Below are 13,546 nucleotides of genomic sequence, written 5' to 3' on the forward strand. Positions count from 1 at the left end.
TATTGGAATTTTTTTAATTTTTCTTATAATGTTCATCAAGTAACTCTTGAATACTCGCCATAATGACCTCTGTTACTTCTTCTGCTTTTGCTCGACGTTCTCTATAAGGTGCAATGTCAATTGGTTTACCATAGACCACTTTTAAGCGTCTAAATGGCTTGTAAGGTCCAATAATAGCACATGGCATTACATTTGCTTCACCTTTTAATGCAAAAAAACCTGCACCTGAAAAACCTTTACCAAGAGTACCTGTTTTGTTTCTTGTACCTTCTGGGAAAATACCAACAACTTGACCTTTTTTCAATAATTCAAGGGCAGTACGTAACGCTTGTCGATCACTTAAACCACGTTTAACTGGAAATGCATGAACACTTGGTAAAATTTTTTTCAAAATAGGTAATTTAAAAAGCTCTTCCTTAGCCATAAAATTTACCGGTCTAGGAGAAGTAATTCCTACAACGGGTGGATCTAGTGCATCTATATGATTGGAGCATAGTAAAATGCCGCCCTCTTTCGGGAAATTCTCGAGGCCTATCACTTCCATACGGTAAATCGGTTTTAAAGCGGTAAAGACAACAGATTTAGCAAATTGGTAAAAGTCCATCTTATGCCATCCTTTCACTCACTAATTTTAAAATAGCATCTGCTGCTTGTTGAATAGATAACTCAGTTGTATCTAAGAAAATGGCGTCTTTTGCTTGTACAAGTGGAGAAGCTTCTCTTTCACTATCTAATTTATCACGTAGTGCAATTTCTTCTTGTAATTGTGCAATAGTAGAAATAATACCGCGTTGTTTATTATCTTCAAAACGACGACGTGCACGTTCCTCAACTGTTGCAGACATATATAATTTTAATTCTGCATCTGTTAATACGGCTGTTCCGATATCACGGCCGTCCATAACAACCCCACCTAATTTCGCCATTTCTTGTTGGCGTTGAACCATAATTTCACGCATAGCAGCATGTGCTGCTACTTTAGAAACATTGCTCGTCACTTCATTTGAGCGAATTTCTTGAGAAACATCTTGGCCATCTAAAAATACTAGTTGTCCATCTTCTGAAAGTTTTAATGTAATGTCAGTCTTTCCTAATAAATTTGTTACACTTTCCGCATCTTCTAAATTTATATTTTCTTTCAATGCTTTTAATGTAAGCGCCCGATACATAGCACCTGTGTCAATGTATGTATAGCCGAGAGCCTCTGCTGCAATTTTAGCAATTGTACTTTTACCTGCTCCAGCAGGGCCGTCAATTGCGATTTGAATATTCTTTTTCACGGTTTCAACCCCTTCTTTCCGTAATATTGTATCACAACAGAAATGCTGAGGCGACACGTTTAACTACGAATCATGTAGTGCTTAAATACCAAAGTCTATCTGTAACTTTAAGTACTTAAAATAATCACTGTCAACACTAAGCTACTTGTATAACTGCTATCTAAATCATTATCAACATATTTTTCCCATATTAATTTTTTCACTTAAAATCCACTACTTCACAATATTCCCTACTAAAATAAAAAGCCCTCTAAAAATCAGAGGACTCATTGGTAATTAAAAAGCAGTTTCCTTTTTTCGAATTAATAGCTGACGTTCAAAACAGAAGCGTACTAAATGTTGGCGATCTAGTTCATCTGTGTCGGTAAAGTGCAACGGTGCAATTACACAATCGTCTCTTTCTATAATTCGAGTGACAGACGCTCTTGTTTGAATATATTTAATATCCTTATTTGAAAAAGGTAAAGCAATCGTCATATCAAATTCATCATTTTCTTTAAACGCCACTTTTTGGTTTAATATAATTGCTAAACCCCCGGCGCTAATGTCTTCTGTGACAAATTGATAATATTCATTCTTGAAGTGTATAGCGACATCAACAGGCGTTAAGACGCGAACAAATTCTCTACGTTGTATTTTATAAATTTCTTCGTCTTTTGGAAAGGATAGCATAACCATCGGAATATTCGCTTTTACCCTTCCAAGTACTTCTGTTTTGAAAGCATGTGCTATCTTCTCTTCATCAATAAAAGATGCACGAAATTGACTACCTTTAGATAAGAAGGAAGTCCTATTAGTTGTTATACTTACTGGATAGTCAATATAAATATTACCATCCTTTTGTTCCACAACTTTACATTTAAAACGGTCCATAGATTCTGAATTGATGGGTTCTAACGTGATTAATGTACCTATTTTAAGTTCCATGTCAATCTCCCTTTATGCCACTTTAGTAGTAGTTTAATTATGACAGGGTTTGTTAAAATATGCTAGAGACATTACAAAATGCCCCCAGCACTTAGGTTATAATTTTTCATTCTTGATGATTTCGCCCGTTTCTGTATCTACTAATACACGGAATGTATGTGGAACATTCTTATTGTAATAAACAACTGTCATCTCATAGCACAAACGTTCTTCCATTTTGTCGTTTTCACTATAAGATAAAGCTTTTTCTACGATTTCAACATTTTTATCGAAAAACGTTTTCCAATCGATTTTTTTCATTGGTTGATCTTTCAGTGTTTCCTTTTGAATATACTCCATACCATTAATTCCGATAATTTCACCGTTGTCTTTAGCAATTTTCACTTGTACGCCATCTGCATATACTTTCGCTTTATTAGATGGATTAATACGAACATAATTTAAATGCCATGCCATTGTGTTTTCTCTAGAAGCTTCAATTTTCAAATCATCAAAGCCTAGTGCTTTCATCTGTTTATTCGCCTTGTTAATAAGTTCTTCTTGGCTTAAAGTACTTTTATCAACTGGTCGTTCCGCTAAAAATGATAGTAAGTGTCCTCCTTTTTTCGTAATATCTGCATAACCCAATCTAATTCCTTCATGGAAAGTGATATGGTAGAAGGGATATGGAGCTGTTTTTTCACTTTCTTCTATACGAATTGTTGCTTTTTCATATTGAGGAAACATTTCTTTAAAACGTGCTAAAGCTTGTTTCTCTGTAATAACTCGATCTTTTAGTGCAATAAGATCTTTTTTCTTCTGATAATCCGATTCACTTGATGTCAATGGAAAATCACTTTCGGCATAAGATTTTACAGTTGCTGATAAATTTGTAAAACTGTTTTTCGTATCCATATTTGATAGTTGATCTAGCCACTTATTATAATGTTTGTCTTCTTGTAATAAATGAGCTGTTGCTACGTCCCACTCACTTGAAAATGAACTTAAGTTTGAAGCTACATTGGATACACTTTTGTTCCAATTAGCTTTTGATTCTTCAGAAGTCATTGTTAATTTTGCTTGATTACCTAGACGCCCTAAATAATTCATCCATTGCGTTGTAAATTCACGATCTAGTGGTAAACCTCCAATTGTTTGTCGAATATCTGAAGATATACGCCAAACATCCTGTAATGAGTCATTTAATGCAGTAGGGTCACTAAAAAGTAAAGATTGTTGTACCGATTTTTGCAACTCATTTAACTGGCTAGAAGCATCTGACATCTGATTTGTATATTGAGCATGCAATAACTGTTTCAAATTTGTTTTTTCCTTTGAAGATGTGTAACTAAATACCGAAAGAACAATAACCGTATAGACAAGAAAGAATGTTAACTTTTTCAATCAAGCACCTCCTATATGCAAAAAATATGCTGACCTATTTTTTTAATTTGCTGTCTAGTCCAAATCCATTCACTAGTAGCTGTTGCTGGATTGAAATAATAGAGCGCATTTTCAGTTGGATCCCACCCGTTCATTGCATCAATTACTGCTTCCATCGCGCGTTCATTAGGTGTTAGCCAAATCTGACCATCTGCTACCGCAGTAAAAGCCCTAGGTTGGAAAATAATACCCGATATAGTATTTGGAAATTCCGCACTATCTAATCGATTTAAAATTACAGCTGCTACCGCAACTTGACCTTCGTATGGCTCACCTCTTGCTTCACCGTAAACCGCATTTGCCATTAATTTTAAATCTTGATCTGAAAATTTAGTTGGTAATTGTGTATTAGATTGTGTACCTGTTCCCTGTTGCACTTGCTGATCTAGTGGTTTACCACCATAATGTGTAAATCGATTACCTTTATTTAACTGCCCCATAACAAATTCTTTATTATAATTAGAAGCTGCAGTTAATTTTTTCTTCGTTGTTGCACCAGCGACACCATCAACTTTTAACCCATATTTTTCTTGGAAGGTTCTTAGTGCCCAGTAAGTGCCATAGCCAAATTTGCCATCAATTTTACCAGTATAGAAACCGATATATTGCAACCTTGCCTGTAATTCAATTACATCATCGCCATTAGCCCCTCTTGCAATCACCTGATTAGAAAATGCTTCTCCGCGTTGAACATCGTTCATTGCAAAAATAGTGAAAGTCATAAGTATGATGAGAAGTACTTTAAAAAGTCTCATTGATTGTGAGCCTCCTTTTTCGTAGAATGTCTCAAACTAGATTTTTTATACTAAATCAAAAAAAAAACGCCAAGAGAAACGGAAATTTTCTCTCGGCATTTATATTTTTTTCTGAGCATATAGATGTTGAATTAAGTGGTTGTGTGCGAGTTTTACTTTTCTTAGTCCAAACCACCATAAAAATAACATGAATGGAATCATTAAATAAGACCAATGATCTTGTAAAAAGAAGATTAAATTATAAGTATTGTGAAGTAAAATTGGCGCAAATAACGCAACAATTATGTATTCGTTCACATTTTCTTTCTTAGAAAATTTCGATTTCCCTAAATAAAATCCCATGACGACACCAAATAATGCATGGCTGGAAACTGGCATTAACGCTCGTAAAAATGCAGTGTTTACACCGTAAGAAAGTAAGTATAAAATATTTTCTACTGTCGCAAAACCTAAAGAAATCGCGACACCATATAAAACCCCATCATATGGATCATCAAACTCTACATGATGGTATATGGCAATCATTAATATTAACCATTTAAAAAACTCTTCAACGACACCTGTAAAGACCACATCTTGCAAAATCTTATTAGAAAAAATTTGTTCTTCTTGAAAAACATATTGTAAGAAAAGAATAGGAAACGTTAATATTGCACCATATATAAATGTATGGAACAATGTTCTCCTAGGCTCCGTAGCCATTTGATTGCGTAAGTAAAAAAAACTGAACAGTGCGAGGCCAGGAGCAATCGCCACTGTTAATAGTATAAACATGAAGTTGCTCCTTTCAATCGTTGTCTTTTTATTATACCATTCATAAGAAATAGCTAAAGTAATCCAAGGAGGAATTGTCATGAAAAAAACAATTTTATTAATACATACAGGTGGAACGATATCCATGCATGTAAATGAGGAGTCAGGTGCTGTCGTTCCAAAAGAAACTAATCCATTAATTACTGAAAGTAAAAAACTAGCCCAGTATGCTGATATTATAGAGTTAGATGCCTTTAATCTACCTTCTCCGCATATGACACCTATAGAAATGCTCAAATTGAGAAATTTCATTTTAGAAGCAATCAGTAAACAAGTAATTGACGGCGTTGTCATCACTCATGGTACTGATACTTTAGAAGAAACAGCGTATTTTCTTGATCTAACGACGAATATGGATATTCCTATTGTCTTAACAGGAGCTATGCGCTCTTCTAATGAATTAGGGGCTGACGGAGTTTATAATTTAGTCGAAGCAATAAGAGTGGCTATTTCCGAAGAGGCAAAAAATAAGGGTGTGCTAGTTGTTATGAACGATGAAATTCATGCCGCAGCAAATGTCACAAAAACATCCACTTCTAATGTTGGTACTTTCCAAAGTCCGCAGTACGGACCTCTTGGACTAATTACTAAAACTATGATTCATTTTCACCACGCGCCTTTACACAAACAATATGTAGAGGTTTCTACAATTGAAAAAAAGGTGGCCCTATTTAAAGTATATGCAGGAATGGAAGCTGACCTTTTATTTTCTGCAATAGATAACGGTTATGATGGCGTTGTGTTAGAAGGACTAGGACAAGGTAACGTTCCTCCTGCTGTTGTAGCGGGCATTCAAGCACTGCTTGAGCATCAAATTCCGGTCGTTTTAGTATCACGTTGCTTTAACGGTATTGCACAAGGTGTTTACGGTTATGAAGGTGGCGGTAAAATGCTTGAGGATATGGGTGTGATTTACGCCCCTGGGATTAGTGGGCAAAAAGCTCGTTTAAAACTTTTAATCGGCTTAAATCAAGTACATTCTCCAATCGAAGTTGCACATTTCTTTTAATTAATTTGTTTTATTAAAGTTTACTGTAGACAAACTCAATGAAAGTCGAGTTTATCTACAGTCTTTTTTATTTCAAAATATAGATGAATGATTTCCGCTATGGTGGACGCTTTCCGCGGGCGGGTGCCACCTCCGCTCCAATCAACTACACATGCAATAATAATAAAAACAAATTTTTTGAGGCGTTGGAAAATGATGACGAGAAAAAAATAAACAAGAAAGAGGTCAAATTGAAATGATGGATTTGGACCAAATAGTACCTCAAGAACATCTTGTGAGAGAAAATAGGGATGCGCTGGACAACCTTAAAAGGTCTTAAAAATTTGTCCATGCAGGCACTGATTACACTTTTGCTATTCAAAAAAGTTGGTCAATTAGACTTGGCAAAGTCCAATTGGGATGAAGAGGATCTTAAATAACCAAAATACACAAAATTAACAAGAGACATACAGGATAAAACATTCTGTATGCCTTTTGTCGACACTGAAGGAACTTCTCAATTGAAGTTCCTTTTATTATTCCTTTAAAGCCCATGTACTTCAATTAATCCTTATTCTAAGACTTTACTTTCTACTCCATTCAATCCATAGCACCTATAATTTGCTGGATTATTTTCATACTCTCAAAATCTTTTGATCTAAGTTTTCGTCCTGTTCCTAGTTCATAAGTTTTCTTTTCTTCAAGTAATTGATGGGGATTTAATACACAAACTGATACACCTTGTAGATTATAAAATTGTGTAGATAAAGCATCCGACCTCCATACCCATTCCGGGAAGCCATTTGCTATAATGCTCCCCTCTTCCGACCTTTTTACGAATACTATGCTCACATCCACATCGTTTTTAAGGAAATCAGTTTGATACTCACTAACTGGGATTATCTGAAAACCAGCACATACAAGTGCCTGTTCTAATGGTTCCCGATATTGTATCCAAGAAACAAAATCAACATCAGAATGGGTGCGAGTAATCCTTCCAAGTAAAAAATCTATTGCCCACCCTCCTCGTAACCATAAAACATTATTAAGGGATAAACTAATTCCATTTATCTCGTAAATTATTTTTAATTGGGATTGTGTCTTTTCAAATTCTTTACCAACGTTTTTATTATCCATCTTTGCCCACATCCTTTTATTTTTCAATAATGCATTCTTGCATCATATTTAACGGCTTATGCAATTATATGGTTTATCATTGTTGTCTATGTATTAAACACTATTAGTATGAAAGCCACATTCACCATTCACCAATCAACAACCGTTATAAAAAGAGCAAGTCACTAGCATTACTCGACTGACTTGCTCTTCTCTATAGGAATTTTTGTATTTTACATTTTCCACACTAAATTGAAGGATTATTATTCCGGAAAATATTAGGTGTCACTCGTTCGTCGTATTATCGTTGGAAAGCAAACGATAATGCACCAGGATCTTCGTGACCAACAAATTGGCGACTTGTGTAAGTTACACATGGAAAGAATGAAAAACTCAGAAAAACGATAAAACTAGTTGATTGGAGTGCAGGCGGCGACTCCTTGGGGAACTAGCGAACATCTTGAGACCCCGCAGGAGTGTTAGTGACGAGGAGGCTCAAGGTTCGTCCCCAGGAAAGCGTCTACCGGAAAGGAAATTAACGGCATCGAAGAAAAACCATGGCAGAAACGATTAATCGTTTTCGCCATGGCTAAATTCATTTTATGAGTTGCCCTCCTGCTAGTAAGACAGCTTTATTCTTAATTCTCTTGAATATAGCTCGCAATTAGACCACCGTGGAAACGGCCGTTTTCGATAAAGATTTCATTAGCATTATTTCCTGCAGCGATAACACCAGCTATAAATAGACCTTGCACATTAGTTTCCATTGTTTCTGGATTGTAAGTTGGACGGCCTGTTTCACTGTCAACTGTAACTCCCATCGCACGGATGAAATCATGATCCGGATGATAACCTGTCATAGCAAAGACAAAATCGTTTTTCACAGCAAACTCTTCGCCATCTTTTGTTAAGATAACTTCATTTTTTTTGATAGCAATAACACTTGTCTCAAACATCATTTCTACTTCACCACTACGGACAAGGGCATCGAAGTCTGGCAATACCCACGGCTTGATACTTGAGGAATATTCTGCGCCTCGGTAAACAACTGTTACTCGAGCACCTGCTTTATGAAGAGCTAACGCTGCATCAACTGAAGAGTTTTTCCCGCCAACTACTAATACATCTGTATCAAAATAGGGGTGAGCTTCCTTAAAATAGTGATGGACTTTAGGTAGTTCTTCTCCTTCTATTCCCATGTAATTTGGATGGTCATAATAACCTGTGGCAATAACGACATATGGAGTTACATAATCGTCTTTATCTGTTTTGACTTCGAATGTTCCGTTAGTTGGTGTTACATTAAGAACAGTTTCAAAGCGATTAATTTGAATGTTTTTACGTTTTACCACTTCTCGGTAATATACTAAAGCCTGATTTCGTTTCGGTTTAGGCTGTTCAATGATAAATGGTACATCTCCAATGGCTAATTTTTCACTTGAACTAAAAAACGTTTGATGTGTTGGATAATTGTAAATGGCATTTACAATATTACCTTTTTCAATAACGATAGGTTGTAACCCAATCTCTTGTAATGAAATCGCTGCTGCTAAGCCACAAGGGCCTCCTCCTACGATAATTGCATCAGTTTGACGCATGAACCTTCACTCCTCATAAAATAAACATCTCCTATAGACAAGGAGATGTGACACTTTATACTCTTTTAATATCATATTATACGCTCATCCATTAAATATTTCTTGGTTATTGAACTTTTTTTCAGCAAAAAATAGAGCTGCTCTACAAATACGTAGAATCAGCTCAGTTTTAATTTTGGTATTTCGAGAGCGAAGATTTAACAATAACCACCATTACTTGAAGTAAGAAAATGCGTATCCATTTGTTTTAGGAAGCAAACAGTTAATGAAACCATTCAAATACTAGTGCAATTAAATAAAGCGGTATTCCGTTAATCAACATACCCGTAACAGCGTAACAAATGCTTGTGAAAATAAACTTAAAGAAATCATAGATAGCCCCAGCTAAGTCATCAAAAAATCTTAACATCTACAGCCTCCTTATTTAAAATCTGTCTAATTGTAAATTAAATATTAAATATATACAGTTCCTTCTTAACTATAAATTTCTTTGTACATATTAATACCAGCGACTTCAAAACCTAGTGTTTCATATAATTTGATTGCTTTATAGTTAGTACCAAAAACATGCAGCTTAAAATACAAAATCTCCTTCATCTTTAAATATCCCTCAATTTCCTTCATTACTTTTTTGCCAACTCCCTTTGATCTACATTCATCAAATAAATAAATTTCATACAAAAATGCACTCTTTTTAGTATCATCGACCTTCAGCCAAACATATCCACAAATATGCCCATCTTCGATAATATTAAAAAACTCATGTAGTTCAGTTTGAAACCCTTTCGGTAAAAAACCTTGTAATTGCTTTCTTGCTTGAACATCTGCTGGCTCTGTTACTTCAAAAATATGTTGTGCTAGTGTTTCCGCATATCGCTTTTCTTTTTCTTCAATGTACTTGTAAAACTCTAATTCATTCATTTTAACTAAATAGTTCATTTTATTATCACCTAACCTGACAAATTAGTTATTTGAATAAACACACTTATATTAATTGATTCGACATGATACCCAATATACCTGCCTTAATAAAACTTGGAATATAAAGGATAATTTATATGAATAAACATAATCATGAGAAACCATATAATCTAGTGCTTTATCATTTCAAGCCCCATCTGGAGTTTTATCTGAACGAGAATCCATTTGCCGTGACTAATGCCACGAAACTTTGAAGAACCACAATGTTTTAATTAAATACCACATAGTTTTTTAACACAGAATTGGACAAAATAAAGAAGCAGACGATGACAACCATGTCACTGTCTGCTAAAAACTTCATACTAAATGTTAGTGAATAATGAAACAACCTCAATGTTAGGGAATAAAGTACTAGATATTCCTTAGAGGCATTCACATTACCAAGTCATTTCCAGAAATCTAACTAGAATAATGTCAATCGTTATTGAGGGATCGCTAAGCTCGTTCCAACAACTACATTATCACTAGTCATGCCATTTGCTTGTTTAATCTTCGCTATACCATCTATACTGCCGTAATATTTCATGGCTATCTTATAAAGTGTATCCCCTGTTTGGACAGTATGTAAACGGCCACTTGCTTGAGCTTGTTGATAGGCTTCTGCAGGTGAAGTTGGATTGGTTTCAGTAGTCGCTCCGTTATCTGGATTGGTTTCAGTAGAATCCTTAGGAGGTTCAACCACTGGATTATCAACTTTTTTAATAGATGTATTCTCTTTTTCTTTATTCACTTTCTTTTCTTCTTTAGCTTTCACTTTTTCCTTCTTGTCTTCCGTTTTTTCTTCAGCTTTTGCTTGTGTATTTACTTTTGTATTGGTTTCAAATTTCACATGGTCTTTTTCTAATTCCGTTTCTTCATTACTACCCTTGTCATAGAAAAAACCTACATAAATAAGGATTGATATTGGAATCGATATAAAGATAACGGCTAAAATCGTTGGTAATGGATTAATACGTCGTTTCTTTTTACTATTACCATGAAGCTGACTACGGGTCATTCTTGAAGGGTTTTCGTTATTCTCAGAATCGAGCTTTAACTTAATGGTTTGACGATGCTCTTCTATTTTTTCACGATAATCCTTTTGAGCCATCTTAACCCCTCCTTTTTCATTAGTACTATTCTATATTATGACGAAATACAACATAAAAGTAAATGTACGTTATGTTAAAGATTCGGTAATAAAGCAGCCAATCTCCCCTCCCAAGAAGCTATATTCTCCTTCATTTCCAATTGTTTTCTTCCCTTCAAAATTACACCAACATCTAAACCGCAAAAATTGCAGCAATGAGCAGGTTTTTCTTTTAATGTTTGCCCAAAATAATGTAGTAGCTGCTCTCGAATACATTTCTTTGAAGTTATTAATTCTTTCATCTCATCTACTTGATGTACTTTACTAAAACGAATCGCAGTTAACTTTTGTTGCACTTCTTCTGGTGTTAAATTTTGCATCCAATAAGAGAGCACACGAAATCCAGTTTCACTTATTTGATTCATATCTAACATTACCGTGGGGCGTTCCCCTTGCTGCGTATAGGCTAAAAATTGTTCAACATGGCGTTGCTGAGGCAAATCTTCTGTGACGATAAACTTCGTCATATCCTCATCATTTGGAGCATAGAGCAATATTGAGAGAGCTTCCTGTCCATCACGTCCCGCACGTCCAACCTCTTGCATATAGTTAGCTACAGTAGAAGGGATATGATCGTGAATGATTTGACGAACGTCATCTTTATGAACCCCCATACCAAAAGCATTTGTTGCACAAATCCACTCTAAATGCCCTGTCAAAAATTGCTGTTGGATAAATTGTCGATCTTCTGCCTCCATCCCTGCATGATAAGCAGCTGCACGAAAGCCATTAACTAAAAGTTGCTCTGCATAAATAGCCGTTTTTTTACGTGATTGTGTATATATAATACCTGGACCAGATGTTTTTAGAACATGCTCTAATATCCAGGGCATTTTTTCAGACGTATTTTCAAGTTGTACTACATCATAATGTAAATTCATACGGTCCACAGAATGAATATATTCAAATGGCTCTTTCATATGCAAATAATTTTTCATATCTTTTACAACTTGCTCTGTTGCAGTAGCACTTAGTGCTAAAATAGGCGGACGTTTAGTATCATCTAACCAGTCAGTAATTTTCAAATAATCAGGTCTAAAATCAAATCCCCATTGTGAAATACAATGCGCTTCATCCACTACAATTAGCCCAAACTGTATTTCACTAAATGCACCTTGTACATGTGGATTCATCAACATTTCAGGAGATGTAAAAATAAAACGATATCGCTGTAAATGTTGTAAAACATTTCGCTTCTCAGTCATTTGTAAAAATGAATTTAATGCGACAACACGCTTTTCACCAAATCGTTTTAATTGCTCTACTTGATCTTGCATCAATGACAACAATGGCGAAATAATTAAAATCGGTTTATTTAATATATAACCCGGTAATTGATAACAAAGTGACTTTCCCATGCCAGTAGGCAGTAAAGCAATTACATCTTGTTTGTTGATGACTGCTTCTATTACTTCTTTTTGACCAGGACGAAATGTTGAATAACCAAAATGTTGTTCTAATAGCCGCTCTATATTTGTCATTTCACATTACTCCTTTCGCCGCAAGAATGAGCCTGATTTGAAAATAAGAAAGTTCAGGAACGACATCACGTAATACTTTTAACTTTTTACTATTTGCTTGTTTTACAGCATGTACAATGGTTTCTACATCTTGGGAGGCCACAAATTGGACAAGTGGAAACTGCGACATAGTCATCGCCATCTCTACGAAATGATCTTCAATCGTACTTTCTTTCAAACGGCGCATAGTAGCAATTTGTTCCAACGTAAAACCTTGTTGAAACAAATTCGCAGTTTTTTGAGATGACCCTGTTAAAAGTTGTTCAATACGAATTCCTTCAGCTAATTGAGTCAAATAGAGCTTCGGCTCTTCATATAAAGTATCTAGCCACATATGTAAAGCTTCTATATAAGCTAGTTGAATATCTAACAAAGAACGATTTTGTTCCCTAGCAAGCTGTTGCCAAGTCCATCCAGGTGTATTAAAGCCACTTAAACGATAGAGTAAAAGATTTAATGAAGAATCATCAACAGTCAACTTGTTAAGAGAATCTGAGATTTCATCGCGAATAGCCTGAAAAAATACATTTGATTTATAATTATTTTTCACTAAAAATTGTTTCACCCATAATTGAATATCTTCATTTTTTTGAATAGGGGCAAACGATTTTATTTCCTGTACTGAATAAGACAATGATTGTACTACTAGAGATAATCTTTTGAAAAAGATATGCTCATTCCCACGATAATACCATCCATTAAAATACATAGGTTTACTATTTTCAAGTACTTCTAAACCCTTATTAGTTAAGATAAAATACTGCTCATCTCTATATGTAGCATAGCCTAAGTCGATCAATTGCTCTACATGCTCCAAATATTTTTCCTTTGATAACTTAGGTGTTAAGCCGAAAAAAGAATGGAGATTAAAATTCCCTACATCTTGAATTGTTTGTCCTGAACGTTTTCCTTTTAGCAAATGAAAACCTGCTGAAACGGAGCGTTCGTCTCCAAATTTATGAAAAATCTGTAGCAATATTTGTTGTATGTACAATGCGATTTCCCCCATGAATAAGT

The 13,546-nt window shown here is 35.0% G+C and carries 14 protein-coding genes; 1 reads left to right on the top strand and 13 read right to left on the bottom strand.

Features of this window, described 5'->3' with window-relative positions; genetic code table 11:
- Positions 1 to 13: 13 nt before the first annotated feature.
- The 6 genes from ACQKMD_RS00575 to prsW all read right to left on the bottom strand — a co-directional run bounded on the left by ACQKMD_RS00575 (position 14) and on the right by prsW (position 5,158).
- The gene (locus ACQKMD_RS00575; protein WP_427748535.1) at positions 14 to 604 is read right to left on the bottom strand and encodes a lysophospholipid acyltransferase family protein; all 591 of its coding nucleotides are present in this window, start codon (positions 602 to 604) and stop codon (positions 14 to 16) included.
- Position 605: 1 nt separating this feature from the next.
- Positions 606 to 1,280 carry a (d)CMP kinase gene (gene cmk, locus ACQKMD_RS00580; protein WP_427748537.1) on the bottom strand — a complete coding sequence of 225 codons (675 nt, stop codon included), beginning with the start codon at positions 1,278 to 1,280 and terminating at the stop codon, positions 606 to 608.
- A 276-nt stretch (positions 1,281 to 1,556) separates the two neighbouring features.
- Positions 1,557 to 2,207 (bottom strand): flagellar brake protein, encoded by a 651-nt coding sequence (locus ACQKMD_RS00585; protein ID WP_427748539.1) that lies wholly within the window; start codon positions 2,205 to 2,207, stop codon positions 1,557 to 1,559.
- A gap of 96 nt (positions 2,208 to 2,303) precedes the next feature.
- The gene (locus ACQKMD_RS00590) at positions 2,304 to 3,590 is read right to left on the bottom strand and encodes a PepSY1/2 domain-containing protein (protein WP_427748540.1); all 1,287 of its coding nucleotides are present in this window, start codon (positions 3,588 to 3,590) and stop codon (positions 2,304 to 2,306) included.
- Between the two features lie 11 nt (positions 3,591 to 3,601).
- Positions 3,602 to 4,384, bottom strand: coding sequence for a spore cortex-lytic enzyme (gene sleB / locus ACQKMD_RS00595; protein WP_427748542.1), 783 nt, complete (start codon positions 4,382 to 4,384; stop codon positions 3,602 to 3,604).
- A 99-nt stretch (positions 4,385 to 4,483) separates the two neighbouring features.
- On the bottom strand, positions 4,484 to 5,158 hold the full coding sequence (gene prsW, locus ACQKMD_RS00600; protein WP_427748544.1) for a glutamic-type intramembrane protease PrsW: 675 nt from the start codon (positions 5,156 to 5,158) through the stop codon (positions 4,484 to 4,486).
- A 79-nt stretch (positions 5,159 to 5,237) separates the two neighbouring features.
- Here prsW and ACQKMD_RS00605 point away from each other — a divergent pair, with 79 nt between their 5' ends.
- A complete protein-coding gene (locus ACQKMD_RS00605; RefSeq protein ID WP_427748546.1) occupies positions 5,238 to 6,206 on the top strand; it encodes an asparaginase in 969 nt (322 codons plus the stop codon).
- Positions 6,207 to 6,785: 579 nt separating this feature from the next.
- On the opposite strand, the gene ACQKMD_RS00610 is transcribed toward ACQKMD_RS00605, so the two are convergent.
- From ACQKMD_RS00610 to ACQKMD_RS00640, 7 genes are all read right to left on the bottom strand, one after another.
- Positions 6,786 to 7,322: a nucleotidyltransferase domain-containing protein gene (locus ACQKMD_RS00610; protein ID WP_427748548.1), complete on the bottom strand. Its 537-nt coding sequence runs from the start codon at positions 7,320 to 7,322 to the stop codon at positions 6,786 to 6,788.
- 617 nt (positions 7,323 to 7,939) lie between these two features.
- Positions 7,940 to 8,899 (bottom strand): YpdA family putative bacillithiol disulfide reductase, encoded by a 960-nt coding sequence (locus ACQKMD_RS00615; protein ID WP_427748550.1) that lies wholly within the window; start codon positions 8,897 to 8,899, stop codon positions 7,940 to 7,942.
- A 262-nt stretch (positions 8,900 to 9,161) separates the two neighbouring features.
- On the bottom strand, positions 9,162 to 9,308 hold the full coding sequence (locus tag ACQKMD_RS00620) for a hypothetical protein (protein ID WP_427748552.1): 147 nt from the start codon (positions 9,306 to 9,308) through the stop codon (positions 9,162 to 9,164).
- A 65-nt stretch (positions 9,309 to 9,373) separates the two neighbouring features.
- Entirely contained in the window at positions 9,374 to 9,838 is a 465-nt protein-coding gene (locus ACQKMD_RS00625; protein WP_427748554.1) for a GNAT family N-acetyltransferase, read from the bottom strand.
- Positions 9,839 to 10,301: 463 nt separating this feature from the next.
- A complete protein-coding gene (locus ACQKMD_RS00630) occupies positions 10,302 to 10,970 on the bottom strand; it encodes a LysM peptidoglycan-binding domain-containing protein (protein ID WP_427748555.1) in 669 nt (222 codons plus the stop codon).
- Between the two features lie 74 nt (positions 10,971 to 11,044).
- A complete protein-coding gene (locus tag ACQKMD_RS00635) occupies positions 11,045 to 12,490 on the bottom strand; it encodes a RecQ family ATP-dependent DNA helicase (protein WP_427748557.1) in 1,446 nt (481 codons plus the stop codon).
- A gap of 1 nt (position 12,491) precedes the next feature.
- On the bottom strand, positions 12,492 to 13,523 hold the full coding sequence (locus ACQKMD_RS00640; protein ID WP_427748559.1) for a helix-turn-helix domain-containing protein: 1,032 nt from the start codon (positions 13,521 to 13,523) through the stop codon (positions 12,492 to 12,494).
- Positions 13,524 to 13,546: the final 23 nt, after the last annotated feature.

This window comes from Viridibacillus sp. NPDC096237, assembly GCF_050278625.1.
Taxonomy (GTDB): domain Bacteria; phylum Bacillota; class Bacilli; order Bacillales_A; family Planococcaceae; genus Viridibacillus.

Bases quoted from the DNA above. Each gene is read 5' to 3' on its own strand.
- ACQKMD_RS00575 (WP_427748535.1), bottom strand. From the start codon at position 604: ATGGACTTTTACCAATTTGCTAAATCTGTTGTCTTTACCGCTTTAAAA.
- ACQKMD_RS00585 (WP_427748539.1), bottom strand. From the start codon at position 2,207: ATGGAACTTAAAATAGGTACATTAATCACGTTAGAACCCATCAATTCA.
- sleB (WP_427748542.1), bottom strand. From the start codon at position 4,384: ATGAGACTTTTTAAAGTACTTCTCATCATACTTATGACTTTCACTATT.
- prsW (WP_427748544.1), bottom strand. From the start codon at position 5,158: ATGTTTATACTATTAACAGTGGCGATTGCTCCTGGCCTCGCACTGTTC.
- ACQKMD_RS00605 (WP_427748546.1), top strand. From the start codon at position 5,238: ATGAAAAAAACAATTTTATTAATACATACAGGTGGAACGATATCCATG.
- ACQKMD_RS00610 (WP_427748548.1), bottom strand. From the start codon at position 7,322: ATGGATAATAAAAACGTTGGTAAAGAATTTGAAAAGACACAATCCCAA.
- ACQKMD_RS00615 (WP_427748550.1), bottom strand. From the start codon at position 8,899: ATGCGTCAAACTGATGCAATTATCGTAGGAGGAGGCCCTTGTGGCTTA.
- ACQKMD_RS00620 (WP_427748552.1), bottom strand. From the start codon at position 9,308: ATGTTAAGATTTTTTGATGACTTAGCTGGGGCTATCTATGATTTCTTT.
- ACQKMD_RS00625 (WP_427748554.1), bottom strand. From the start codon at position 9,838: ATGAACTATTTAGTTAAAATGAATGAATTAGAGTTTTACAAGTACATT.
- ACQKMD_RS00630 (WP_427748555.1), bottom strand. From the start codon at position 10,970: ATGGCTCAAAAGGATTATCGTGAAAAAATAGAAGAGCATCGTCAAACC.
- ACQKMD_RS00635 (WP_427748557.1), bottom strand. From the start codon at position 12,490: ATGACAAATATAGAGCGGCTATTAGAACAACATTTTGGTTATTCAACA.